We start from the raw sequence: 23,865 nt of genomic DNA, 5'->3' as shown, positions 1-23,865 counted from the left end.
CCGTCATGACCGCACCGATGAAGCTGGGCGCCGTCGTCATCACCATGGGCAACCGGCCCGACGACCTGCGCGCCCTGCTCGACTCCGTCGCCAAGCAGGAGGGCGACCCGATCGAGGTCGTCGTCGTCGGCCAGGGCGTCGAGATCACCGACCTGCCCGACGGCGTCCGCTCGGTGACCCTGCCCGAGAACGTCGGCATCCCCGGCGGCCGCAACGTCGGCATCGAGGCGTTCGGACCCGGCGGCACCGACGTCGACGCGCTGCTCTTCCTCGACGACGACGGACTGCTGGCCAACACCGACACCGCGGAGCTGATCCGCCAGGCCTTCACCGCCGATCCGCGCCTGGGCATCATCAGCTTCCGGATCGCCGACCCGGAGACCGGGCTCACCCAGCGCCGGCACGTGCCGCGGCTGCGCGCCTCGGACCCCATGCGCTCCTCGCGGGTGACCACCTTCCTCGGCGGCGCCAACGCCGTACGGACCAAGGTGTTCGCCGAGGTCGGCGGCCTGCCCGACGCGTTCTTCTACGCGCACGAGGAGACCGATCTCGCCTGGCGGGCCCTCGACGCCGACTGGATGATCGACTACCGTTCCGACATGGTGCTGCTGCACCCCACCACCCCGCCGTCCCGGCACGCGACGTACCACTTCAACGTGGCCCGCAACCGGGTCTGGCTGGCTCGCCGCAATCTTCCCGCACCCCTGGTGCCGGTCTATCTCGGCGTGTGGCTGCTGCTCACCCTGGCACGACGACCCTCCGTACCCGCTCTCAGGGCCTGGTTCGGCGGTTTCCGGGAGGGCTGGACGGCCCCCTGCGGACCTCGGCACCCGATGCGGTGGCGTACGGTGTGGCGGCTGACCCGACTGGGACGCCCGCCCGTCGTCTGACATCGTGGTACCCGACTTGCCGCGCATCTTGAACACGAAAGTTTCGACTTGTGAGTGACACATCCCGGGACGGTGGGGTCGTGACGAGCACCCGACCGTCCGTCGACGACGGCCTGAGTCCGGCCGAGCTGGCCGCGAAGTACGGTCTCGCCGTCAGCGGAGCCCGGCCGGGGCTCGTGGAGTACATCCGCCAGCTGTGGGGCCGGCGCCACTTCATCCTGGCCTTCTCCCAGGCGAAGCTCACCGCCCAGTACAGCCAGGCCAAGCTCGGACAGCTCTGGCAGGTGGTCACCCCCCTGCTGAACGCGCTGGTCTACTTCCTGATCTTCGGGCTGATCCTCGACGCGGACCGGGGCATGTCACGGTCGGTGTACATCCCGTTCCTCGTGACGGGTGTGTTCGTGTTCACCTTCACCCAGAGCTCGGTGATGGCCGGTGTGCGGGCGATCTCCGGCAACCTCGGCCTGGTGCGGGCGCTGCACTTCCCGCGGGCCTCGCTGCCGATCTCGTTCGCGCTCCAGCAGCTCCAGCAGCTGCTGTTCTCGATGGTCGTGCTGATCGTCATCGCCGTGGTCTTCGGCAGCTACCCGGCCCTGAGCTGGCTGCTGATGCTGCCCGCCCTGGTGCTGCAGTTCGTCTTCAACGCCGGTCTCGCCATGATCGTGGCGCGGATGGGCGCCAAGACGCCGGACCTCGCCCAGCTGATGCCCTTCATCATGCGCACCTGGATGTACGCGTCCGGCGTGATGTTCTCCATCCCGGTGATGCTGAAGGACCAGCCGGCCTGGATCGCCGACCTCCTCCAGTACAACCCGGCCGCCCTGCACATGGACCTGATCCGCTTCGCGCTGATCGACGGCTACGGGGCCTCGAACCTGCCGCCGCACGTCTGGGCCATCACCGCGGCCTGGTCCCTGGTGATCGGCGTCGGCGGCTTCGTCTACTTCTGGAAGGCCGAGGAGAGGTACGGCCGTGGCTGACCACGACACCCAGGACCGCGTGCCCACCGTCATCGCGGACAACGTCCACATCGTCTACCGGGTCAACGGCGCCGCCGGCGGCAAGGGCAGCGCCACCGCCGCCCTGAGCCGCATCATCCGCCGCCGCAAGGGCGAGACCGAGCGCGGCGTGCGCAAGGTGCACGCCGTGCGCGGGGTCTCCTTCACCGCGTACCGCGGCGAGGCCATCGGCCTGATCGGCACCAACGGCTCCGGCAAGTCGACGCTGCTGCGCGCCATCGCCGGCCTGCTGCCCACCGAGAGCGGCAAGGTCTACACCGACGGCCAGCCCTCCCTGCTCGGCGTCAACGCGGCGCTGATGAGCGACCTGACCGGTGAGCGCAACGTGATCCTCGGCGGCCTCGCCATGGGCATGACCCGGGACGAGATCAAGAGCCGCTATCAGGACATCGTCGACTTCTCCGGCATCAACGAGAAGGGCGACTTCATCTCGCTGCCGATGCGGACCTACTCCTCCGGCATGGGCGCCCGGCTCCGCTTCGCCATCGCGGCCGCCAAGCAGCACGACGTCCTCATGATCGACGAGGCGCTCGCGACCGGTGACCGCAAGTTCCAGATCCGCTCCGAGGAGCGCATCCGCGAGCTGCGCAAGGAGGCCGGCACGGTCTTCCTGGTCAGCCACAGCAACAAGTCGATCCGCGACACCTGCGACCGCGTGCTGTGGCTGGAGAAGGGCGAACTGCTCATGGACGGCCCGACCGACGAGGTCATCTCCGCCTACGAGCGCGAGACCGGCAAGTAGCCCCGGTCGCCCTCCGGCCTCCCGACCGCCCCCGCCGACCCGATCGGCGGGGGCGGTTTCGTGTCCGGAACCGTCCGGTTTTCGCGCGTCGGGAACCCACCCGGAATGTTCATGCGGTCAACATCGGGCAGGATGAGCGCATGGCAGCGATCTCGGGAGGAAAGACCTACCACCACGGCGATCTGCGCAACGCCCTCCTCTGCGCGGCCGTCGACCTCGCCACCGAAGGAGGCCCGGAACGGGTCGTACTCCGTGAGGCGGCCCGTCGCGTCGGCGTCTCGCCCACCGCCGCCTACCGGCACTTCGAAGGCCGTGGGGAGCTCCTCGCGGCCGTCCGCGACCACGCCAGGCGAGCACTCGCCGACGCCATGGAGCGGACCGCCTCCCGCGCCCCCGGCGCCGACGACCCCGTCCTCGCCGCCGAGGCCCGGCTCGCGGCCCTCTGCCGCGGCTACATCGACTTCGCCGTCGCCCAGCCCGGCCTCTACCGCTCCGCCTTCGCCGTCCTGCGTACCGCCGGCGACGAACCCGACGCCCACGCCGGCACCGAGACCGACCCCGACCCCGGGACCTGCGCCGGCGAGGTGCGCGCGTTCACGCTGCTCACCGACGCGCTCACCGCCCTCGCCGCCACCGCCCGCCCGCCGCGCGCCGCCCGCCCCGCCGTCGAGGCGGCGGCGTGGTCGGCCGTGCACGGACTGTCCCTCCTCCTGCTCGAAGGCCCGCTGCGCCGCCTGCCCGCCCAGCGCAGGGACGACGTCGTCGAGTGCACCCTCGCCATGGTCGTGTCCGGCACCCGCGTCCCCTGAACACGGCCGTGCCGAAGGTGTCCATCAGGTGAACTTCCGTACCTGGTGGGAAGGTTGGCGGATCTCTCGGCGTCGACGCCGGGCGCCCGACGCTCCGGCGGGGCCCCGGCGCGGCACGAAGCCTCGTGCGACGTAAGCTGTACCGGTCTGTTTCGCGGCAAGTGGGGCGATACCCCTCGGCGCCCGGCCACCGGGCGCTGAGCCACGGGCAGGGGTCGGCGGCGTGTCCGAAATAGGATGGATTGGATCCGCAGTGTAGAACGGGAGATATGACGGCCATGACGCAGAATCTCCAGCTCCACGAGGGTGTCGCCGTCCCCGCGTCGGGCAGCGGCCGGTGACGGGAACCCGGCAGGCGCGCCCCGACGCCTCCTCGCACGCCACACTCGGCAAGGCCGCGGACGAGAACTTCCCCGTGGCCCCCTTCTTCCTGCCGCGCGCCTGGCGGGACGACCTGATGGCGGTGTACGGCTTCGCCCGCCTGGTCGACGACATCGGCGACGGCGATCTCGCCCCCGGCGGCGCCGACGCCCGGCACCTCGGCGTCGCCCCCGAGCGCGCCCAGGACCGCCTCGCCCTCCTGGACGCCTTCGAGACCGACCTCATGCGCGTCTTCGACCCGGCCGACGGCGCCCCCCGCCATCCGCTGCTGCGCGCCCTCGGCCCCACCGTCGAGCGGTGCGGGCTCACCCCGGAGCCGTTCCTCGGACTCGTCGCCGCCAATCGCCAGGACCAGCTGGTCCGCCGCTACGAGACCTACGACGACCTCGTGGCCTACTGCGAGCTCTCCGCCAACCCCGTCGGCCGGCTCGTCCTCGGCATCACCGGCACCGCCACCCCCGAGCGGATCCGCCGCTCCGACGAGATCTGCACGGCGCTGCAGATCGTCGAGCACCTCCAGGACGTCGCCGAGGACCTGGGCCGCGACCGGATCTACCTGCCCGCCGAGGACCTGAAGCGGTTCCACGTCACCGAGGACGACCTCGCCCGCCCCACCGCCGGAGCCTCGGTGCGCGCGCTGATCGCCTTCGAGGCGGACCGGGCGCGCGCCCTGCTCGACGCCGGCGCCCCGCTCGTCGGCAGCGTCCACGGCCGGCTCCGTCTGCTGCTCGCCGGCTTCACCGCCGGGGGTTACGCGGCACTCGACGCGATCGCCGCCGCCGGCTTCGACGTCCTGCCCGGGCCGCCCAAGGCCGACAAACCGAGGCTTATGCGCCGGGCGGGCGGCGTCCTGCTCGCGGCGCGGAGAGAGGGGTGAGCCGCACCGTGGAGGAACAGCCGCAGCCGTCCGCGCCGGTCCAGGCCGCGTACAGCTACTGCGAGGCCGTGACCGGCGGGCAGGCCCGCAACTTCGCCTACGGGATCCGGCTCCTGCCGACCGACAAGCGGCAGGCCATGTCGGCGCTCTACGCGTTCTCGCGCCGGGTCGACGACATCGGCGACGGGCCGCTCCCGCCCGCCGAGAAGAAGGACCGGCTGGAGGCCACCCGCACGCTCCTCGGCCGGATCCGGGCCGGGGAGATCGAGGAGGACGACACCGACCCGGTCGCCGTCGCCCTCGCCGACTCCGCCCGCCGCTTCCCGATCCCGCTCGACGGGCTCGACGAGCTCATCGACGGCGTCCTCATGGACGTGCGCGGCGAGGTCTACGAGACCTGGGACGACCTCAAGGTCTACTGCCGCTGCGTGGCCGGTGCCATCGGACGGCTCTCCCTCGGTGTCTTCGGCACCCAGCCCGGCGCGCCGGGCGCCGACCGCGCCCCCGAGTACGCCGACACGCTGGGCCTCGCGCTCCAGCTCACCAACATCCTCCGCGACGTCCGGGAGGACGCCGGCAACGGCCGCGTCTATCTGCCGGCCGACGATCTGGCCAAGTTCGGCTGCTCCGACGGCTTCGGCGGCGCCACCCCGCCCGCGGGTGCCGACTTCGCCGGCCTGGTGCACTTCGAGGTCCGCCGCGCCCGCGCCCTCTTCGCCGAGGGCTACCGGCTCCTGCCGATGCTGGACCGGCGCAGCGGCGCCTGCGTGGCCGCCATGGCCGGCATCTACCGCCGCCTGCTCGACCGGATCGAACGCGACCCCGAAGCCGTCCTGCGCGGCCGCGTCTCGCTCCCCGGCCACGAGAAGGCCTACGTGGCCGTCCGCGGCCTCTCCGGCCTCGACACCCGCCACATCTCCCGCCGCACGCCCAGGAGGCCCGCGTGACCCACGCCCGGACTGCCCTGAGCGCGCCCCCCTCCGCCCCCGACGCCGCCGCGGTGGCGCCGGCCGGCCGTTCCGCCGCAGGCGGCGTCTCACCCACGCCCCGGCCCCGGCGTGGGCGCGGTGGGCAGCCGCTGTCCGTGGCTGTGGCCGGACCCGTAGGCCAGGCGGCCCCGGTCGTCCGGCGCGCGGCGGCCCCTGGTTCCCGTGCGGAGGGGCCGCTGCCGGTGGCCGGCTCCGCCGCCCCGGTCGTCCGGGGCGCGACGACCCTCGTCGGCGACTCCGGTGCGGTGCGGCCGCTGTCCGTGGCCGGGTCTGCCGGCCCGGTCGCCCGGGGCGCGGCGGCCCCTGGTTCCCGTGCGGCGCGGCCGCTTTCCGTGGCCGGGTCCGCTCATCAGGCTGACTCCGTCGTCCGCGCACATGACCCCGCTGCCGCGCCGACGGCGCCCTGCCGGCCCCTGGCCGGGGGAGAGGGGCGCGCCGCCGCGGCGCGTTCCGGAGGCGGCGGGACAACCCGCGCCGGGCGCCGCGCGTCCCTGACCATGACGCTCCGAAGGGAGGCCGCATGACCGCCGACGAGGGAATCGACGCGGGACACCGGCCGCAGGCAGGTGGGCCGGTGGACGAGGTCGCGGGCGGACGGCCGCGCACGGGCGGGACGGTCGGGCACGGTGGGTCGCGGCCCCGTGCCGTCGTCGTCGGCGGTGGGCTCGCCGGAGTGACCACCGCGTTGCAGCTCGCCGAGGCCGGTGTCCGGGTCACGCTGCTCGAAGGGCGGCCGCGGCTCGGCGGGCTCGCCTTCTCGTTCAAGCGCGGGGACCTGACCGTGGACAACGGTCAGCACGTCTACCTGCGCTGCTGCACCGCGTACCGCTGGTTCCTCGAGCGGATCGGCGGCGCCCACCTCGCCCCCGTACAGCCGCGGCTCGACGTGCCCGTGCTCGACGTCGGGCACCCGCGCGGACCGCGGCTCGGGCGGCTGCGGCGCACCGCGCTGCCCGTGCCGCTGCACCTGGCGCAGAGCCTCGCCGGCTATCCGCACCTCTCGCTCGCCGAGCGCGCCTCCGTCGCCCGCGCCGCGCTCGCGCTGAAGAAGCTCGACCCCGCCGACCCGGCCCTCGACGGCATCGACTTCGCCACCTGGCTCGGCCGCCACGGCCAGTCCCCCCGCGCCGTCGAGGCCCTGTGGGACCTGGTCGGCGTCGCCACCCTCAACGCCACCGCGCCGCACGCCTCCATGGGCCTGGCCGCGATGGTCTTCAAGACCGGCCTGCTCTCCGAGCCCGGCGCCGCCGACATCGGCTGGGCGCACGTCCCGCTCGGCGAGCTCCACGACACCCTCGCGGGCAAGGCGCTGGACTCCCTCGGCGTACGCGTCGAGCTGCGCACCAAGGCCGAGCGGATCACCCGCACCCACGACGGACGCTGGGCCGTCCAGGTGCCGGGGGAGACCCTGGAGGCCGACACGGTCGTGCTCGCCGTGCCGCAGCGCGAGACCCGCGAACTGCTGCCCGACGGCGCCCTCGACGACCCCGACCGGCTCCTCGACATCGGCTCCGCCCCCATCCTCAACCTGCACGTCGTCTACGACCGCAAGGTGCTGCGGCAGCCGTTCTTCACCGCGCTCGGCTCCCCGGTCCAGTGGGTCTTCGACCGCACCGAGTCCTCCGGCCTGACCGGCGGCGGCCAGTATCTGGCGGTCTCCCAGTCCGCCGCGCAGGACGACATCGACGAGCCCGTCGCCGTCCTGCGCGAGCGCTACCTCCCCGAGCTGGAGCGGCTGCTGCCGGCCGCCCGCGGCGCCGGGATCCGGGACTTCTTCGTCACCCGGGAGCGGACCGCCACGTTCGCCCCGACCCCAGGCGTCGGCCGGCTCCGCCCCGGCGCCCGCACCCACGCACCCGGCCTCCACCTGGCCGGCGCGTGGACCGCCACCGGCTGGCCCGCGACCATGGAGGGTGCCGTCCGCAGCGGTTTCAGCGCCGCGGGCGCCGCGCTCTCCGCCCTCGGCCGCCGCTACGACCATCCGCTGCAGGAGGCGGCATGAGTGTGAGTACCGGAACTAGAGGAGAGACCGTGCCGACTGTGAGCCCGGGGAATCCGGCCGTCGACACCGCGGACGTCGCCGCACTGCTGGAACGGGGCCGCGCCCTGTCCACACCCGTCCTGCGGGCGGCCGTCGACCGCCTCGCGCCGCCCATGGACACCGTGGCCGCCTACCACTTCGGCTGGATCGACGCCCACGGCAACGCCGCCGACGGCGACGGCGGAAAGGCCGTCCGCCCCGCGCTCGCCCTGATCTCCGCCGAGGCGGCGGGCGCCGCCCCCGAGGTCGGCATCCCCGGTGCCGTCGCCGTGGAGCTGGTCCACAACTTCTCGCTGCTGCACGACGACCTGATGGACGGCGACGAGCAGCGCCGCCACCGCGACACGGTGTGGAAGGTGCACGGCCCCGCCCAGGCGATCCTGGTCGGCGACGCCCTCTTCGCCCTCGCCAACGAGCTGCTGCTGGAACTCGGCACCGTCGAGGCCGGCCGGGCCACCCGCCGGCTGACCACCGCCACCCGCAAGCTCATCGACGGGCAGGCGCAGGACATCTCCTACGAGCACCGCGAGCGGGTCACCGTCGAGGAGTGCCTGGAGATGGAGGGCAACAAGACCGGCGCCCTCCTCGCCTGCGCCGTCTCCATCGGCGCCGTCCTCGGCGGCGCGGACGACCGCACCGCCGACAAGCTGGAGGAGTACGGCTACCACCTGGGCCTCGCCTTCCAGGCGGTCGACGATCTGCTCGGCATTTGGGGCGACCCGGTGGCCACCGGCAAGCAGACCTGGTCCGACCTGCGTCAGCGCAAGAAGTCGCTGCCGGTCGTCGCCGCCCTCGCCGCCGGCGGCCCCGCCTCCGAGCGGCTCGGCGAACTGCTCGCCGCCGACGCCAAGAGCAGCGACCTCGAATCCTTCTCGGAGGAGGAGTTCGCCACCCGCGCCGCCCTCATCGAGGAGGCCGGCGGCCGGGAGTGGACCTCCCAGGAGGCCCGCCGTCAGCACGCCATCGCCATCCGGGCCCTGTACGACGTGGACCTGCCGGCCCACGTCCGGGACCAGCTCACCGCGCTGGCCGATTTCGTCGTCGTACGGAAGAGATGATCACCATCGCTCTGATATGAGTTCGCAGTCGCCGGCCGGCGCCACCCGGCGCCGGCCGACGGCAGACCCGAAGAAGCAGACGTACGCGGAAGTACACCGACTGCACGAAGGGGAAGCCATGACAGCGACGACCGACGGAAGCGCCGGGCCCATGGGACCCCCGGCAGCCGCGGCCAGCGAAACGACCACCGACACGACCACCGACACCGCCTCGGCCGCGACCGCCCTCCACGGGACCCAGGAGGCGGGTGCCCTCGGCGGAGCCCCTCAGGCGGGTGACCTCGACGAGGCCGCCGCCAAGGCCGCGGAACGCTCCGTCGCCCACCTCCTCGGCCGGCAGGACGCCGAAGGCTGGTGGAAGGGCGACCTGGAGACCAACGTCACCATGGACGCCGAGGACCTGCTGCTGCGTCAGTTCCTCGGGATCCTCGACCCCGACACCACCCGCGCCGCCGCCCTGCACATCCGCGGCGAACAGCGCGAGGACGGCACCTGGGCCACCTTCTACGGAGGCCCCGGCGAACTCTCCGCCACCATCGAGGCCTATGTCGCCCTGCGGCTCGCCGGAGACCCGCCGGACGCCCCGCACATGGCCCGCGCCTCGGCCTGGATCCGCGCGCGCGGCGGCATCGCCGAGGCCCGCGTCTTCACCCGGATCTGGCTGGCCCTCTTCGGCTGGTGGCGCTGGGACGACCTGCCCGAGCTGCCGCCCGAGCTGGTCTTCCTGCCGAGCTGGTTCCCGCTCAACATCTACGACTTCGGCTGCTGGGCGCGCCAGACGATCGTCCCCCTCACCGTCGTCTCCGCCAAGCGGCCGGTGCGGCCCGCCCCCTTCCCGCTCGACGAGCTGCACACCGACCCGGCCCGCCCCAACCCCCGCAAGCCCCTCGCCTCCGCCGCCAGCTGGGACGGCTTCTTCCAGCGCGTCGACAAAGGACTGCACCTCTACCGCAAGATCGCCCCGCGCCGGCTGCGGAAGATCGCCATGAACGTCGCGGCCCGCTGGATCGTCGAGCGGCAGGAGAACGACGGCTGCTGGGGCGGCATCCAGCCGCCCGCCGTCTACTCGGTGATCGCCCTCCACCTCCTCGGCTACGACCTCGAACACCCCGTGATGCGGGCGGGACTCGAGTCCCTCGACCGGTTCGCGGTGTGGCGCGAGGACGGCGCCCGCATGATCGAGGCCTGCCAGTCCCCGGTCTGGGACACCTGCCTCGCCACCATCGCCCTCGCCGACGCGGGCGTCCGCCCCGACCACCCCGCGCTGGTCAGGGCCGCCGACTGGATGCTCGGCGAGGAGATCGTCCGCAAGGGCGACTGGGCGGTGCGCCGGCCCGGACTCCCGCCGGGCGGCTGGGCCTTCGAGTTCCACAACGACAACTACCCCGACATCGACGACACCGCCGAGGTCGTCCTCGCGCTGCGCCGGGTCAGGCACCCCGACCCGGCGCGGCTGAACGCGGCCGTCGCCCGCGGCACCCGCTGGACCCTCGGCATGCAGTCGAGGAACGGCGCCTGGGGCGCCTTCGACGCCGACAACACCAGCGCCCTCCCCAACCGGCTGCCGTTCTGCGACTTCGGCGAGGTCATCGACCCGCCCTCGGCCGACGTCACCGCCCATGTGGTCGAGATGCTCGCCTACGAGGGCAGGGCCCAGGACCCCCGCACCCGCCGGGGCCTCGACTGGCTGCTGGCCGAACAGGAGCCCTGCGGCGCCTGGTTCGGCCGCTGGGGCGTCAACTACGTCTACGGCACGGGCTCGGTGGTCCCCGCCCTGACCGCCGCCGGCCTGCCCACCGCCCACCCGGCGATCCGGCGGGCCGTCGCCTGGCTGGAGTCCGTGCAGAACGAGGACGGCGGCTGGGGCGAGGACCTGCGCTCCTACCGCGAGCGGAAATGGATCGGCCACGGCACCTCGACCGCCTCCCAGACCGCGTGGGCGCTGATCGCCCTGCTCGCCGCCGGCGAGCGGGAGTCCGACGCGGTCCGGCGGGGCGTCGCCTGGCTGGTGGAGACCCAACGCGAGGACGGCTCCTGGGACGAGCCGTACTTCACCGGCACCGGCTTCCCCTGGGACTTCTCCATCAACTACCACCTCTACCGCCAGGTCTTCCCGCTCACCGCGCTCGGTCGCTATGTCAACGGGGAGCCGGTGCTGCACGGCCTGGAGGGCGGCTGATGGCCGAGGAGCGGGCCGGTGGCCCCGGGGCGGAGCCGGCCGGGCCCCCCGCCCCGGCCGCCGTACCGCCGCTGCTCATCGCCTGTGCGCTCGGCATCGAGAAGCTGGCCCTGCGCAGTGGCGACCGCGGCGGCGCGCCCGCACCCGTCACCGTGGTGCGCACCGGCATGGGCCCGGCGCAGGCGCGCCGGGCCGTCTCCCGCACCCTGGAACGCGAGGCGTGGCGCGACGCGGCCGTCATCGCCTCCGGCTTCTGCGCGGGCCTGGCACCCGGCATGCACCCGGGCGACCTGATCGTCGCCGAGGAGACCCGCGGCCCCGACGGGGCGACGCCCTGCGTGGGCACCGAGCTCCTGGTGAAGGCGCTCACCCGGGCCGTGCCCGGGCGCACCGTCCACACCGGGCCGCTGACCGGCTCCGACCACGTGGTGCGCGGCCCCGAGCGGGCCGCGCTGCGGGCCGGCGGGGCCATCGCCGTCGACATGGAGTCGGCCGCCACCCTGCGTACGGCGACGGAGGCGGGCGCCCGCCCGGTTGCGGCCGTACGGGTGGTCGTGGACGCCCCGGAACACGAACTGGTCCGGATCGGCACGGTACGCGGGGGAATATCGGCCTTCCGCGTCCTTCGTGCCGTCCTTCCCGCATTCTTCGAATGGCACCGTTCTTTGCTGCTCCCCAGGAGGTGAGCGAGTTATGGCCATGCCGCTCCGTCAGTCCATCCGGGTCGGGACCTACCTCTTCGAACAGAAGCTCCGCAAGCGGGACAAGTTCCCGCTGATCGTCGAGCTGGAGCCGCTGTTCGCCTGCAACCTCAAGTGCGAGGGCTGCGGCAAGATCCAGCACCCGGCGGGCGTCCTCAAGCAGCGCATGCCGGTCGCCCAGGCGGTCGGTGCCGTCCTGGAGTCCGGGGCGCCGATGGTGTCCATCGCCGGTGGAGAACCGTTGATGCACCCTCAGATCGACGAGATCGTGCGCCAGTTGGTCGCCAAACGGAAGTACGTCTTCCTGTGCACCAACGCGATGCTGCTGCGCAAGAAGCTCGACGACTTCACCCCTTCCCCGTACTTCGCCTTCGCCGTCCACATCGACGGACTGCGCGAACGCCACGACGAATCCGTCGCCAAGGAGGGCGTGTTCGACGAGGCGGTGGCCGCGATCAAGGAGGCCAAGCGGCGCGGCTTCCGGGTCACCACCAATTCGACCTTCTTCAACACCGACACCCCGCAGACGATCATCGAGGTGCTCAACTTCCTCAACGACGACCTCAAGGTCGACGAAATGATGATCTCGCCCGCCTACGCCTACGAGAAGGCTCCCGACCAGGAGCACTTCCTCGGCGTCGAGCAGACCAGGGAACTCTTCAAGAAGGCCTTCGCAGGCGGAAACCGGCGTCGCTGGCGGCTCAACCACTCGCCGCTCTTCCTCGACTTCCTCGAAGGAAAGGCCGATTTCCCCTGCACCGCGTGGGCGATCCCCAACTACTCCCTCTTCGGGTGGCAGCGCCCCTGCTATCTGATGAGCGACGGCTACGTCCCCACGTACCGCGAGCTCATCGAGGAGACGGACTGGGACAAGTACGGCCGCGGCAAGGACCCGCGCTGCGCCAACTGCATGGCGCACTGCGGCTACGAACCCACCGCCGTCCTCGCCACCATGGGCTCGCTCAAGGAGTCGCTGCGGGCGGTCCGCGAGACCGTCTCCGGGGACAAGGCGTGAGGGCGGACGGACGATGAGCGGCGAGTTCGACCTCAGGGCGCTGCTCGCCGAGCGCGGCGGCGAGCGCTACGAGCTGCACGCCCGGCACCTCAACCACCAGCTCCCGCGCATGCTGCACACCCTCGGCTTCGACAAGGTCTACGAGCGGGCCGAGGGCGCGCACTTCTGGGACGCCGACGGCGCCGACTACCTCGACATGCTCGCCGGCTTCGGCGTCATGGGCCTCGGCCGGCACCACCCCGTGGTCCGCAAGGCGCTGCACGACGTCCTCGACGCCCGGCTCGCCGACCTCACCCGCTTCGACTGCCAGCCGCTGCCCGGCCTGCTCGCCGAGAAGCTGCTCGCGCACAGCCCCCACCTCGACCGGGTGTTCTTCGGCAACAGCGGCACCGAGGCCGTGGAGACCGCCCTCAAGTTCGCCCGGTACGCCACCGGCCGGACCAGGGTCGTCTACTGCTCGCACGCCTTCCACGGCCTGACCACGGGCTCGCTGTCCGTCAACGGGGAGAAGGGCTTCCGGGACGGCTTCGCCCCGCTGCTGCCCGACACGGCGATCGAGCTCGGCGACCTCGACGCCCTGGAGCGCGAGCTGGCCAGGGGCGACGTGGCGGCCTTCGTCGTCGAGCCCATCCAGGGCAAGGGCGTCCACGAGGCCCCGCCCGGCTTCCTGCGCGCCGCCCAGGAGCTCCTCCACCGGCACGGCGCGCTGCTGATCGCCGACGAGGTGCAGACCGGCCTCGGCCGGACCGGCGACTTCTACGCGTACCAGCACGAGGACGGCGTCGAGCCGGACCTGGTCTGCGTCGCCAAGGCGCTCTCCGGCGGCTATGTGCCGGTCGGCGCCACCCTCGGCAAGGACTGGATCTTCAAGAAGGTCTACTCGTCGATGGACCGGGTGCTGGTCCACTCGGCCAGCTTCGGCTCGAACGCGCAGGCCATGGCGGCCGGACTCGCCGTCCTGTCGGTGATGGAGTCCGAGGGGACGGTGGCGCACGTCCGCCGGATCGGCGACCTGCTGGCCGACCGGCTGCGGGAGCTCGTACCGCGCTATGAACTGCTGCACGAGATCCGCGGCCGGGGACTGATGATCGGCATCGAGTTCGGCCGCCCGTCCTCGCTGGGCCTGCGCAGCCGCTGGACGATGCTCCAGGCGGCCCGCAAGGGACTCTTCGCGCAGATGGTCGTGGTGCCGCTGCTCCAGCGCCACCGGATCCTGACCCAGGTGTCGGGGGACCATCTGGAGGTCATCAAGCTGATCCCGCCGCTGATCATCGACGAGGCGGACGTGGACCGCTTCGTGACCGCCTTCACGGCGGTCATGGACGACGCCCACGGAGGCGGCGGTCTGATGTGGGACTTCGGGAAGACGCTGGTCAAGCAGGCGGTCGCGCAGCGGTAGACGGGTGGGAGGCGGTAGACGGGCGGGGAAGGTTCAGGTTTTGCCTCTGGGGCAAGAAATTTGCCTCAGGGGCATGATCCTGGCGCAATGGACGCATGGACCGTGTCCCCGGGGACAGTGCCCCGGACCCCGTCGCCCGTCCCGCCCCCGACGCGCTGCCCGACGTCGCCCCGCAGCTGCGGGGCCTGCGCCGGCGCCGCGGGCTGACCTTGGAGGCCGCCGCGCAGCGGGCCGGTCTCTCCCCGGCCCATCTGTCCCGGCTCGAGACGGGGAACCGGCAGCCCTCGCTGCCGATGCTGCTCGCCCTGGCCCGTATCTACGGTACGACGGTGTCCGAGCTCCTGGGCGAGGTGCCGCCCGAGCGCGATCCCGTCGTCCGCGGCGGGCGCTCCGAGCCGGTCGAGGCCGACGGCTGGATCTACCGGCAGGCGGGTGGCGCCGGGCGCGCGATGCAGTGCCTGCGCGTGCACGTGCCCCACGCCACCCGCGCGGACCTCGTGCGGGTCCATCCAGGCGAGGAGTGGATCCACGTCCTGGAGGGCCGGGTGCGGCTCGCGCTCGGCGAGGCGGTCCATGTCCTCGATCCCGGGGACAGCGCGCACTTCGACTCGCTCACCCCGCACCGGATCGGCGCCGCCACCCGCGCCGGGGCCGAGCTGCTGTTCGTCCACACCCTGATGCAGAGCCCCGCCGCCGAGCTGTGTCTCGGCGACGGCACTCCGCACCGCCGCTGACATCCCGAAAGGTCATGCCATGTCCGAGAAGTCCGCACCGGTCACCGGCGAGGAGCGCGGCGCCGGCAAGTTCCCCAAGGGGCTGGTGCTCCGCCTCTTCGCCTACCTGGTGGCGGGGCACCTCTTCGCCGGCTTCCTCTACCTGCTCTTCATGCTGGGCGGCCAGAACCACTAGGGGGCGACTTCAGGGAACCTGCCGGGCTCACGCCCCGTCGAGCAGCCGCTCGCGCAGCAGCTCCCGGGTCTCCGGGGAGAGCCGCAGCCCCTGGGCGAGGTAGGCGTCCACCGAGCCCCAGGTCGCCTCGATCGTCTCGAAGGCGGCCCGCAGATACTCCGCCCGCGCGTCGAACAACGGGCTCAGCAGCTCCATCACCTCCGGCGACATGCCGTCCGGGGCGGTGGAGCTGCGCTGCACCTTGTAGCGGCGGTGCGGCGCGTTCGACTTCAGGTAGTCCTCCTCGATCGCCTCGCGCTCGACGCCGACGGCCAGCAACGAGACCGCGATCGACAGGCCGGCCCGGTCCTTGCCCGCGGCGCAGTGCATCAGCGCCGGCACGCTGTCCTCGGCCATCGCGTGGAGGATGCGGCTGTGCTCGGAGGTCCGCTGGACCATCATCTTCCGGTAGGAATCGGACATACGGGCAGCGGCCTTGCCGTCGCCGAGCAGCTCGCGCAGCTGGGCCAGGTCGCCCGAGCGGACGAGCGCCCAGAACTCCTTGCCGTCGGCCGGGTCGCTCAGCGGTATGTTCACGTTCCGCACGCCCGGCAGCTCCACGTCCGGCCCCTCCACGCGCCGGTCGGCCTCGTTGCGGAAGTCGAAGACCGTGTGCAGACCCAGGCCGGCGAGGAAGGCCGCGTCCTCGGCGGTGGCGTGCGCCAGGTGGCCGCTGCGGAAGAGTCGTCCCGGGCGCACGGTCCGGCCGTCCACGGTCGGCAGCCCGCCCAGATCGCGGAAGTTGCGTACGCCGGTGAGCTCGGGCTCGGTCGTCGCTTGCGTCACGGTTGCTCCTGGTCTCGAGATCGGTTCCCGGGGCAATCATCCAGGTGGGAGACCCCCTGCGCACCCCCTCGGGCAGGAATGGGTGTTCTGTCCGAATTGAGGGTTTAGATATAACGCGCCCTGATTGCAGGGGAGATGGGGATCCCGGCGTGAGCAGCGTCATAGAGGTGACGGACCGTTGCTGATCGTCTTTTCCAAATTCCCTTCTGGAAAGGGAAATCGAGGGGCCGTCATCCACGGAGGGTGACCGGAATTCCGGACGGATATCCCGGAATCGCGAGCCTGGCGAAAACAGTGGCTTGTTCCCGTCGACCCCCCTCGTCTAGCGTCGCGCTCAATCCGGACGGACCGCCTAATCCTGCCGCCGCCCGGAATCCGCACCGACCCGTACGAGGCAGGAGCGGGGGACCCAGGTAGTACGCCGATCCCTCGAAGAAGGATGGCTCGGGGTGAAGCCGCGCGACCGCGCGGCCGGACATCTCCAGTCCGAACCCGACAGCTCACCTCGCAGGCGACGGAGAGGAATTCGCCATGCCCGCGAAGGGTAAGCACCGCCGTCCCAAGGTCAACCCGATCACCCGCGGGTTCGTGGCCGCCGGTACCGGAGGCGCCGTCGTCGCCCTCCCGCTCATCGGCGCCACCGGCGCGCACGCCGCCGAGAAGGCCGCCCCGACCACCACCCCGCAGCAGGCCGTCGCCGCCGCGACCCCCGCCAAGGCCCCGGCCGCGGCGACCGCCGGCAAGAAGGCCGCCCCGAAGACGTACACCGTCGTCCGCGGCGACTACCTGTCCAAGATCGCCGACGAGCACGACCTCGCCGGCGGCTGGCAGAAGCTCTACCGCGACAACCGTCAGGTGGTCGGCGACAACCCCTCGCTGATCCTTCCCGGCATGGAGCTCACGCTCGGCGCCAAGTCCACCGCCAAGGCCCCGGCCGCCAAGCCGAAGGCCCCCGCCAAGGCCGCGCCCAAGCCCAAGGCCGCCGCGAAGTCCTCCGGCGACCAGCAGCGCGCCTCGCGTGCCGCCGAGCGCTCCTCGGACACGGGCTCCGCCGCCTCGGCGTCCACGGCTTCCTCGTCGTCCTCGTCCTCGTCCTCCGCGACCTCCTCCGGCTGGGTCGCCCCGGTCGCCGGCGGCATCTCCACCCCGTACCGCGCCTCCGGCTCCATGTGGTCCTCCGGCTACCACACCGGCGTCGACTTCATCGCCTCCTCCGGCACCACCATCCGCGCCGTGGGCCCGGGCACCGTCCACTCCGCCGGCTGGAGCGGCGCCTACGGCAACGAGGTCGTCATCCGGCACGCCGACGGCACCTACTCGCAGTACGCCCACCTCTCCTCGCTGTCCGTCTCCGCCGGCCAGTCCGTGAGCGGCGGCCAGCAGATCGGCCTCTCCGGCTCGACCGGCAACTCCACCGGCCCGCACCTGCACTTCGAGATCCGCACGGGACCGAGCTACGGCTCCGACGTCGACCCGCTGGCCTACCTTCGCCAGCACGGCGTGGGCATCTGACGCCCCGTCCGACACCACGTCCGCCCCGGGCCCGGCACATCGCGTGCCGGGCCCCCGGCGTATTCCGGCTTGGGACAATCTTTATCGGTGGCGTATGTCACCCGGCGTCAACCCCTCTTACGGTCGCGTAGGTCACATCGGGAGAGGAAAGATGTGCTCCCGTGGCAGACGATTCGACATCAAGAGACAAGAACGCATTCGGGTCGTACGCGGCGATCGGTGACAGCTTCACCGAGGGCGTCGGAGACCCCGGGCCCGACGGGACCTTCGTCGGCTGGGCGGACCGGTTCGCGGTCCTGCTCGCCGACCAGCTGCCGGAGCACGACGCCTTCCGCTACGCCAACCTGGCCGTACGGGGGCGCCTTCTGGACCAGATCGTCGTGGAGCAGGTCCCGCGGGCGAAGGAACTCGCCCCCGACCTCGTGACCTTCTGCGCCGGGGGCAACGACATCATCCGCCCCGGCACCGACCCCGACGACGTCGCCGAACGCTTCGAGCGCGCCGTCGCCGACCTGACGTCCGCCGTCGGCACCGTCATGGTGACGACCGGCTTCGACACCCGCGACGTGATCCTCCTCAAGCACCTGCGCGGCAAGATCGCCACGTACAACGGTCACGTCCGCGCCATCGCCGACCGCTACGGCTGCCCCGTCCTCGACCTGTGGTCGCTCCGGTCGGTGCAGGACCGCCGCGCCTGGGACGAGGACCGGCTCCACCTGTCGCCCGAGGGCCACACCCGGGTCGCGATGCGCGCCGCCCAGGTCCTCGGCCTGCCCGTGCCGGCCGACCCGGAGCAGCCCTGGCCGCCGCTTCCGCCGCGCGGCACCCTGGAGGTCCGCAAGGACGACATCCAGTGGGCCAAGGAGTACCTGGTCCCCTGGATCGGACGGCGCCTGCGCGGCGAGAGCTCCGGCGACTACGTGGTCGCCAAGCGGCCCGACCTCCTGCCGCTCTAGAGCAGGCCCGGGGGCCCGCTCCGCCCCGCAGGGTCCGCCGGTATCCGCTCCAGGACACCGCCGGCGAACACGTCGTACAGCGGCAGCGTCTCCAGGTGGACATAGCCGATGTGGCAGTCGCAGACGGCGAGCGGGCAGGCCCGGGGGCGCAGCGCGGCACGGTACGAGCCGTCGTAGAGGTTGCCGAGCTCGGCCTTGACGAAGTGGCAGCGCCGCACCGTCCCGTCGCCGTCCACCGAGACGACCGACTCGCCGGTGCGGCAGGGCAGCCCCGCCGAGGGGTGCGGATGCCGGCTGTACGAGAAGAGGGGGTCGAGGGCCGTCCACTCCTCGGCCTCCTCGTCGGTGTAGACATGGCCCTCGGCCGCGTTCACCCACAGATAGACGTGCTCCGGCAGCTCGGCACGCAGCCGCCGGGCGTGCTCCCGGTGCTCGGGCAGCCCCACGACGCCGACGCTGAAGCGCACACCCCGCCGGGCGAGGTCACGGCACTTGCCGAGGAACCGCTCGTACGGCGTCTGCCCCGGGTGGTACGTGCACCACAGCGCCAGCGTCTCCGGGTCGGCCGCCTCCAGCCACTCCGTACGGCAGCTCAGATTCGTCTGGATCGCCACCCGCTCGACATGCGGCAGCAGCGAGAGTTCGACCATCGTCCGCCGGTACCAGGAACGCACCAGCCCCTCGCCCCACGGCGTGAACAGGATCCTCAGCCGGTCCCCGGTCTGCCCGGCCGCCCACCCCGCGAAGCGCTCCAGGGCCGCCCGGTCGGCGCGCAGCCGCTCCGGGCTGTCACGGCGCTTGGCGAACGGGCAGTAGGGACAGTCGAAGTCGCAGGAGGCGAGCGGCCCGCGGTAGAGCAGGGTCAGATCCATGCCGCGCCCCTACTTCGCCTCGTACGCGGCCATCGCGGCCCGCACCGCCGGCGAGAACAGCTCCGGCCCGAGGCCGTCCGAGTGCGCCAGACCCTCCGGCGACAGCCGCAGCAGCCCGGCCGGTGCCCCCGTGTCCAGCCAGCCCCGCGCCTCGAAACGGGCCAGCTCGGCCGCGAAGTCCGTGAACGGCGAGCTCCCGAAGCGGGCCGCGTAGCCGTCCAGCTCCATGCCCTCCGCCTGGAGCAGCGACTGCAGCAGATGACGGCGGCGCGCCTCGCCGGCGTCGACCCGGCGGCCGACCTCGGCCCGGGAGAAGTCCTCCGCCCGTGTGTAGTCGTCGATGATGCCGCGGATCTCCGGCATCGCGACCGCGTAGTCGAAGGAGTAGTGCAGCGTCGAGGTGTACGAGCGGGCGCCACAGCCCAGGCCGATCATGCCGTCCGTCTGGCAGGCGTGGTCGTCCGGGCCCTGCGGCGGCGCGTCCACCCGCCGGAACATGCGCATCGACACCTGCGTGTAGCCACGGGCGAGGAGGTGGTCACGGCCGTGGCGGTACAGCCGCAGCCGCTGCTCGTCCCACGCCCGGTCGGCCGCCGCCGGGTCCTGGAGCCGGCCCAGACCGGTGAGCGGCCGGACGTACAGCGGGTAGAGATACAGCTCCTCCGGCCGCCAGGCGAGGGCGGCGTCCAGGGAGCTGCGCCAGGTCTCCTCGGTCTGGCCGTCGATGCCGTAGATCAGGTCGATGTTGAGCACCGGGACGCCGGTGTCCCGGATGCGGCCGAGAGCCGCCTCCACCTCCGCCCGGCGCTGCGGGCGCACGGCGGCCCGGGCCTCGGCCTCGACGAAGCTCTGCACCCCGATGCTCAGCCGGGTCGCGCCCCGCTCGGCCAGCAGCGCGAGCCGGTCGGCGGTCGCCGTGGACGGGGAGGTCTCCACCGACAGCGGCACCGCCCGCAGGTCGACGCCCATGCGCCGCTCGGCGATGTCGCAGAGGCGCTCCAGCTCGGCGGCCGTGAGGAAGGTGGGCGTGCCGCCGCCGAACGCCGCCGTGGCGAACCGGACCGGCGCCGCGTCACCGAGCGCCTCGCGCACGGCCACGGCCTGCCGGTCGAGCGCGTCGAGATAACGGGTGGTCAGCTCGTCCGGGGCGCCGATCCGGGTGAAGAGGTTGCAGAAGCCGCAGCGGACCTCGCAGAACGGTATGTGGGCGTAGAGCGACAGCGCGTCCTTCGGCTCGTCGGCCCAGAGCGCGGCCAGCGGGGGACGATCGGGCAGCGGACGGTACGCGGTCTTGTGCGGATACGCGTAGACGTAACTCCCGTACGGGCGCGGGGTGGCGGGGACCGTCGGGGTGGTGGGGACCGTCGGGGTGGTGGGTCGCGACGGGACGGTGGTGCTCATGCGGCGGCCTCCGCACGCTCAGGGCCGGGCAGGGTGAACTGGGCGTACGGCACCGTCCACACCGCCTCGTGGCCGAGCCGGTGTCCCGTGTAGCCGTCGTCCCCGTACGCCGTGCCGTGGTCGGAGCAGACGATCGCGAAGCAGTCCCGGCGGCTGCTCATGGCCGAGAAGAGCCGCCCGATGTGCCGGTCCACGTACTCGAGGGCCGCCGCGTGCGTGGCCCGCGAGTCGCCCGCCTCCCTGGTCGCCCCCGGCAGATGGAACCAGTTGGGCTGGTGCAGGGCCGAGACGTTCACGAACAGGAAGAGCCGGCGGTCGCGGGGGAGCGCGGCGACGACCTCCTCGGCGCGCGCCACCTGGGATGCGAAGGAGGTCGGCGAGGCCACGCCGAACGAGGGCTCCCAGTGGCTCTCCTGGAAGAAGCCGGGCAGCACCGTGCCCAGCGGCGGCTGCTTGTTGAAGAAGCCCACCCCGCCGACGCACACCGTCCGGTAGCCCTCGTGCGCGAGCGCCGACACCAGGTCGGGCGCGTCGTGGAACACATACGTGCCGTCCGCCGTGGTCTCGCTGCCGGCGAACCGGGCCGCGAACAGCCGGGGGTGCGGGCCGGGCGCCGCCGGGGTCGGCAGGAAGCCCGCGAAGATCGCCTGGTGCGAGGCGTAGGTGAAGCTGCCGGGCGCGTGCCGCCGCTCCCAGCGGCCCCCCGGCAGCCGGGCGGCCAGGTTGGGGATGCGGCCCTCGGCCGCGAGCTGGGCCGCCACGTCGTACCGCAGGGTGTCGAGGGTGACCAGGAGGAGGTCATGGCTGCCGACGATCGCGTTCATGTCGAGCACGGGCGCGGGACCGGGGGCGGGCACGGACGCGGACGCGGTGGTGCCGGACGGCGGGGCCTCGGGCTCCGGCGCGGGCGCGGTGGGTGGGGTCACGGTGTGCTCGTTCCTGTGGTGCGGGTGGTGCCAGTCGTGCGGGTGGTGCCATTGGTACGGGTGGTGCGGGTGCTGTGGGTGGTGCGGGTACGGACGAGGTCGGCGATCTGGGCCGCGTAGGTGTCCTGGCCCTCGGCTCCGCTGCCGGGCAGTCCGGTGAGACCGGGCAGCAGATCACCGAAGGCGTTGACCTCGCCGACCGCGAAACGGCGCCAGCCGGCCGTGGGCAGCAGGTCGACGCCCACGCAGCGGGTGCCGGGGAAGGCCGCGGCCGCCCGCTCGCAGACGGCGAGCGCGTCGGCGAACCGGCCGCCCGCACCGGCGATCGCCTCCCTCACGGCCTCCAGATCGCCCCGGGTGCCGCCGAGGTGGAGGTTGGTCATGGGGGAGCGGCTGGTGCGGGCGACGGCATGGGTGGCCCGGCCGTCGATCACCACCACCCGCAGATCGGCGCCGCGCCCGTGCAGCGACGCCTTGGGCAGCCAGCGCTCCACGTGCAGCCCGTCCGGGGCGAGCGCGTCCACGAGAGCCGCCACCTCCCGCTCCGAGGTGTGGCGGCGCACCCGCAGCGAGTTGTGCAGCCCGCCGTCCGCGTGGCGCTCCACCGAGGTGGTCACCTGCACCCGGCCGGTCCCGGTCGTCTCCAGGGCCAGCACACCGGAGGCGGAGGAGCCGTGGGCGGGCTTCACGAACACCCGGCGCATCCCCGGGGCCGCCGTGATCGCCCGCACGTCCTCCCAGCCCCGTACGGCCGCGGCCGCCGCTCCGGAGGTCGGCGAGGGCGGCACCGGAATCCCCGCGGCGGCCAGCCGCGCGTGGCACAGCCGCTTGTCGAACAGGACCGCGAGCTCCTCCGGGTCGTCGAGCAGCTCCGCCCCCGCGGCGCGGACCTCGCCGGCCAGCCGGCGCACGGCGGCCGTGAACGCCGCGTACCACCGAGCCGTCCCCTCCACCCGGGTGGGCTCCGGCACCCCGCGCAGCAGGCAGTCGACCTCCGGCTGCTCGCCGGGCGATTCCAGCCGGACGCACTCGCCCGGCCGGAAGCCGGCCCCGCCCCGCAGCACGTCGAGCCACGGCACGACCCGCGGTCGCGGCAGCCCGGCCGCCTGTGCCGCGGTCAGGAAGAGCCGCACCCGGCGGCCCTCCGGGTTGCCGACGACCGCGAGGCGCGGGGGCGGGGCGGTGGTCATTCGGCGACCGCGACGTACCGGTAGAGCTCGCCGTCGCCGTCGTCCTCCGGCGTCTGCGCGTCGTCCAGGTCGACCAGCACCCCGTGCGGCGCGAGCGCGTCGGCGATCCGCTCCACCGTCTCCTTCGACAGGTAGTGGTGGGCGAGATTCAGACGGCGCAGATGCGTCAGCGGCTGCCCGCCGAGCAGCGCCTCCGCGCCCTCGTCGGTGAGCGTGCCCATGGACAGGTCGAGCTCCTGGAGCCGGGCGACGACGGGCGCGTCCGCGACGGCGGCGGCGACCTCGTCCTGGATGTCGCTGTTGCGCAGGGCGAGGCGCCGCAGGGCGGGCAGCCGGTCCCCGGTGAGGAGCGGCGCCAGGTCGGCGACCGTGGTGTCACCGCCGTACTCGTCGGTGCCCAGCCAGAGCTCCAGGTCCTCCAGGGCGGGCAGTTCGGCGGCGGCGATGTCCCGCACCACGGCGCCGCGCAGGCCGCCGGTCTCCACCACCAGGGTCCGCAGCCCGGTGTGCCGGACCGCCGGGAACGCGAGGCCCGTGCCGCCCCGGACACCGAAGGAGCGGAGCGCGGGGTAGGAGGCGAGCAGCGGCGTCACGTCGGACTGGACGATCCAGCTGATCTCGCAGTCCTCGAAGGTCATGTCGCCCAGGAACACCGCCTCCAGGGCGGTCAGCCGGTCGTTCGCCCCGATCAGCGCCGTGACGATGGCGGCCGACGAGGTGTCGTACGCCTCGTTCCAGCCGCCGACGACCACCGCCCGCACCCGCCGTGCGTCCACGGTGGCCAGGAAGCGCTCGAGGAGCGGCTCCCACTGCTCGTCCTCCGGGTCGCAGTACGTCGGTACGGACAGACGCCAGGCCACCGAAGCGGCGTCGGGCAGTTCGGCCGGTGCGCCGGGCGCCGGGAACTCGAACACGGGCAGGCCGTGGAACTCCCGCAGGTGATTCCCAATGGTCATGAATGCTCCAGACACCGGACGTGAGGCCGGACGGCGTTGATCGGCTGATGTCGGAAGTTGTACCAAGCCGCACTGACAGGCCCGTTGCCGGTCCCTGGTACGGAGAGGTGAAGGATCGGCCCGCCCAGGAGTGGCGCGGGGGCGCGGCGGGCGGCGACTGGTGGGATGTGCGCGCCGGGCAACGGCCACCGCCACGGCAACCACCGCCGAAAGGACCG

22 protein-coding genes and 1 riboswitch are annotated in these 23,865 nt (G+C 72.9%); of the genes, 16 read left to right on the top strand and 6 right to left on the bottom strand.

The annotated features are described in order from the left end of the window. The first annotated feature begins 5 nt into the window (after window positions 1–5). The 14 genes from ACFY7C_RS05000 (at window position 6) to ACFY7C_RS04935 (ending at window position 15,009) form a co-directional block, all read left to right on the top strand. Window positions 6–890 carry a glycosyltransferase family 2 protein gene (locus tag ACFY7C_RS05000; protein ID WP_389643850.1) on the top strand — a complete coding sequence of 295 codons (885 nt, stop codon included), beginning with the start codon at window positions 6–8 and terminating at the stop codon, window positions 888–890. Window positions 891–940: 50 nt separating this feature from the next. Next, window positions 941–1,870, top strand: a complete 930-nt coding sequence (locus tag ACFY7C_RS04995; protein WP_389643847.1) for an ABC transporter permease — start codon at window positions 941–943, stop codon at window positions 1,868–1,870. Further along, window positions 1,863–2,651, top strand: a complete 789-nt coding sequence (locus ACFY7C_RS04990; RefSeq protein ID WP_389643844.1) for an ABC transporter ATP-binding protein — start codon at window positions 1,863–1,865, stop codon at window positions 2,649–2,651. Before ACFY7C_RS04995 ends, ACFY7C_RS04990 begins: the two co-directional genes overlap by 8 nt. A 140-nt stretch (window positions 2,652–2,791) precedes the next feature. Next, on the top strand, window positions 2,792–3,460 hold the full coding sequence (locus ACFY7C_RS04985) for a TetR/AcrR family transcriptional regulator (RefSeq protein ID WP_389643841.1): 669 nt from the start codon (window positions 2,792–2,794) through the stop codon (window positions 3,458–3,460). 337 nt (window positions 3,461–3,797) lie between these two features. Then, complete coding sequence (gene hpnC / locus ACFY7C_RS04980; RefSeq protein WP_389643838.1) at window positions 3,798–4,718, top strand: squalene synthase HpnC; 921 nt, start codon at window positions 3,798–3,800, stop codon at window positions 4,716–4,718. Further along, window positions 4,715–5,665, top strand: coding sequence for a presqualene diphosphate synthase HpnD (gene hpnD, locus ACFY7C_RS04975; protein ID WP_389643835.1), 951 nt, complete (start codon window positions 4,715–4,717; stop codon window positions 5,663–5,665). Before hpnC ends, hpnD begins: the two co-directional genes overlap by 4 nt. A 562-nt stretch (window positions 5,666–6,227) precedes the next feature. Further along, window positions 6,228–7,709 (top strand): hydroxysqualene dehydroxylase HpnE, encoded by a 1,482-nt coding sequence (hpnE, locus tag ACFY7C_RS04970; protein ID WP_389643827.1) that lies wholly within the window; start codon window positions 6,228–6,230, stop codon window positions 7,707–7,709. Beyond that, window positions 7,706–8,806: a polyprenyl synthetase family protein gene (locus ACFY7C_RS04965; protein WP_389643823.1), complete on the top strand. Its 1,101-nt coding sequence runs from the start codon at window positions 7,706–7,708 to the stop codon at window positions 8,804–8,806. Before hpnE ends, ACFY7C_RS04965 begins: the two co-directional genes overlap by 4 nt. A gap of 118 nt (window positions 8,807–8,924) precedes the next feature. After that, window positions 8,925–10,985 (top strand): squalene--hopene cyclase, encoded by a 2,061-nt coding sequence (gene shc / locus ACFY7C_RS04960; RefSeq protein WP_389643820.1) that lies wholly within the window; start codon window positions 8,925–8,927, stop codon window positions 10,983–10,985. Further along, the gene (locus ACFY7C_RS04955) at window positions 10,985–11,671 is read left to right on the top strand and encodes a 1-hydroxy-2-methyl-2-butenyl 4-diphosphate reductase (RefSeq protein WP_389643817.1); all 687 of its coding nucleotides are present in this window, start codon (window positions 10,985–10,987) and stop codon (window positions 11,669–11,671) included. The genes shc and ACFY7C_RS04955 overlap by 1 nt, the downstream gene beginning before the upstream one ends. A 7-nt stretch (window positions 11,672–11,678) precedes the next feature. Then, window positions 11,679–12,701: an adenosyl-hopene transferase HpnH gene (hpnH, locus tag ACFY7C_RS04950; RefSeq protein WP_389643814.1), complete on the top strand. Its 1,023-nt coding sequence runs from the start codon at window positions 11,679–11,681 to the stop codon at window positions 12,699–12,701. A gap of 13 nt (window positions 12,702–12,714) precedes the next feature. Continuing rightward, a complete protein-coding gene (locus ACFY7C_RS04945; RefSeq protein ID WP_389643811.1) occupies window positions 12,715–14,100 on the top strand; it encodes an aspartate aminotransferase family protein in 1,386 nt (461 codons plus the stop codon). A gap of 95 nt (window positions 14,101–14,195) precedes the next feature. Beyond that, window positions 14,196–14,834 carry a helix-turn-helix domain-containing protein gene (locus ACFY7C_RS04940; protein ID WP_389643808.1) on the top strand — a complete coding sequence of 213 codons (639 nt, stop codon included), beginning with the start codon at window positions 14,196–14,198 and terminating at the stop codon, window positions 14,832–14,834. A gap of 19 nt (window positions 14,835–14,853) precedes the next feature. Continuing rightward, window positions 14,854–15,009 carry a DUF6126 family protein gene (locus ACFY7C_RS04935; protein ID WP_389643805.1) on the top strand — a complete coding sequence of 52 codons (156 nt, stop codon included), beginning with the start codon at window positions 14,854–14,856 and terminating at the stop codon, window positions 15,007–15,009. A 27-nt stretch (window positions 15,010–15,036) separates the two neighbouring features. Here the strand turns inward: ACFY7C_RS04935 and ACFY7C_RS04930 are convergent, their stop codons facing one another. Continuing rightward, a complete protein-coding gene (locus tag ACFY7C_RS04930) occupies window positions 15,037–15,834 on the bottom strand; it encodes a tyrosine-protein phosphatase (protein WP_389643802.1) in 798 nt (265 codons plus the stop codon). A gap of 368 nt (window positions 15,835–16,202) precedes the next feature. Further along, window positions 16,203–16,361: riboswitch (cyclic di-AMP (ydaO/yuaA leader) on the top strand. Window positions 16,362–16,365: 4 nt separating this feature from the next. Between ACFY7C_RS04930 and ACFY7C_RS04925 the strand changes: the two genes are divergently transcribed. Both ACFY7C_RS04925 and ACFY7C_RS04920 read left to right on the top strand, forming a co-directional pair. Further along, on the top strand, window positions 16,366–17,346 hold the full coding sequence (locus ACFY7C_RS04925; RefSeq protein WP_389643799.1) for a peptidoglycan DD-metalloendopeptidase family protein: 981 nt from the start codon (window positions 16,366–16,368) through the stop codon (window positions 17,344–17,346). Between the two features lie 161 nt (window positions 17,347–17,507). Continuing rightward, on the top strand, window positions 17,508–18,302 hold the full coding sequence (locus tag ACFY7C_RS04920) for an SGNH/GDSL hydrolase family protein (protein ID WP_389643796.1): 795 nt from the start codon (window positions 17,508–17,510) through the stop codon (window positions 18,300–18,302). Here ACFY7C_RS04920 and ACFY7C_RS04915 read toward each other — a convergent pair. The 5 genes from ACFY7C_RS04915 to ACFY7C_RS04895 form a co-directional block, all read right to left on the bottom strand. Further along, a complete protein-coding gene (locus tag ACFY7C_RS04915) occupies window positions 18,299–19,174 on the bottom strand; it encodes an STM4011 family radical SAM protein (RefSeq protein WP_389643793.1) in 876 nt (291 codons plus the stop codon). The genes ACFY7C_RS04920 and ACFY7C_RS04915 overlap by 4 nt on opposite strands. Before the next feature lie 9 nt (window positions 19,175–19,183). Beyond that, window positions 19,184–20,575: an STM4012 family radical SAM protein gene (locus tag ACFY7C_RS04910; RefSeq protein WP_389643790.1), complete on the bottom strand. Its 1,392-nt coding sequence runs from the start codon at window positions 20,573–20,575 to the stop codon at window positions 19,184–19,186. Further along, complete coding sequence (locus ACFY7C_RS04905; protein WP_389645968.1) at window positions 20,572–21,399, bottom strand: STM4013/SEN3800 family hydrolase; 828 nt, start codon at window positions 21,397–21,399, stop codon at window positions 20,572–20,574. The genes ACFY7C_RS04910 and ACFY7C_RS04905 overlap by 4 nt, the downstream gene beginning before the upstream one ends. 98 nt (window positions 21,400–21,497) lie before the next feature. Beyond that, entirely contained in the window at window positions 21,498–22,691 is a 1,194-nt protein-coding gene (locus ACFY7C_RS04900; protein WP_389643787.1) for an STM4014 family protein, read from the bottom strand. Then, window positions 22,688–23,647 (bottom strand): STM4015 family protein, encoded by a 960-nt coding sequence (locus ACFY7C_RS04895; protein ID WP_389643784.1) that lies wholly within the window; start codon window positions 23,645–23,647, stop codon window positions 22,688–22,690. The genes ACFY7C_RS04900 and ACFY7C_RS04895 overlap by 4 nt, the downstream gene beginning before the upstream one ends. Between the last annotated feature and the right edge of the window lie 218 nt (window positions 23,648–23,865).

This window comes from Streptomyces sp. NPDC012769, from assembly GCF_042901205.1.
In the GTDB taxonomy this organism is placed as follows: Bacteria; Actinomycetota; Actinomycetes; order Streptomycetales; family Streptomycetaceae; genus Streptomyces.
Note: the sequence above shows the minus strand (reverse complement) of the source record. Positions and strands in the feature narration are given on the sequence as shown.

Bases quoted from the DNA above. Each gene is read 5' to 3' on its own strand.
- ACFY7C_RS05000 (WP_389643850.1), top strand. From the start codon at position 6: ATGACCGCACCGATGAAGCTGGGCGCCGTCGTCATCACCATGGGCAAC.
- ACFY7C_RS04985 (WP_389643841.1), top strand. From the start codon at position 2,792: ATGGCAGCGATCTCGGGAGGAAAGACCTACCACCACGGCGATCTGCGC.
- hpnE (WP_389643827.1), top strand. From the start codon at position 6,228: ATGACCGCCGACGAGGGAATCGACGCGGGACACCGGCCGCAGGCAGGT.
- ACFY7C_RS04965 (WP_389643823.1), top strand. From the start codon at position 7,706: ATGAGTGTGAGTACCGGAACTAGAGGAGAGACCGTGCCGACTGTGAGC.
- shc (WP_389643820.1), top strand. From the start codon at position 8,925: ATGACAGCGACGACCGACGGAAGCGCCGGGCCCATGGGACCCCCGGCA.
- ACFY7C_RS04955 (WP_389643817.1), top strand. From the start codon at position 10,985: ATGGCCGAGGAGCGGGCCGGTGGCCCCGGGGCGGAGCCGGCCGGGCCC.
- hpnH (WP_389643814.1), top strand. From the start codon at position 11,679: ATGGCCATGCCGCTCCGTCAGTCCATCCGGGTCGGGACCTACCTCTTC.
- ACFY7C_RS04945 (WP_389643811.1), top strand. From the start codon at position 12,715: ATGAGCGGCGAGTTCGACCTCAGGGCGCTGCTCGCCGAGCGCGGCGGC.
- ACFY7C_RS04940 (WP_389643808.1), top strand. From the start codon at position 14,196: ATGGACCGTGTCCCCGGGGACAGTGCCCCGGACCCCGTCGCCCGTCCC.
- ACFY7C_RS04935 (WP_389643805.1), top strand. From the start codon at position 14,854: ATGTCCGAGAAGTCCGCACCGGTCACCGGCGAGGAGCGCGGCGCCGGC.
- ACFY7C_RS04925 (WP_389643799.1), top strand. From the start codon at position 16,366: ATGCCCGCGAAGGGTAAGCACCGCCGTCCCAAGGTCAACCCGATCACC.
- ACFY7C_RS04915 (WP_389643793.1), bottom strand. From the start codon at position 19,174: ATGGATCTGACCCTGCTCTACCGCGGGCCGCTCGCCTCCTGCGACTTC.
- ACFY7C_RS04910 (WP_389643790.1), bottom strand. From the start codon at position 20,575: ATGAGCACCACCGTCCCGTCGCGACCCACCACCCCGACGGTCCCCACC.
- ACFY7C_RS04905 (WP_389645968.1), bottom strand. From the start codon at position 21,399: ATGAACGCGATCGTCGGCAGCCATGACCTCCTCCTGGTCACCCTCGAC.
- ACFY7C_RS04900 (WP_389643787.1), bottom strand. From the start codon at position 22,691: ATGACCACCGCCCCGCCCCCGCGCCTCGCGGTCGTCGGCAACCCGGAG.
- ACFY7C_RS04895 (WP_389643784.1), bottom strand. From the start codon at position 23,647: ATGACCATTGGGAATCACCTGCGGGAGTTCCACGGCCTGCCCGTGTTC.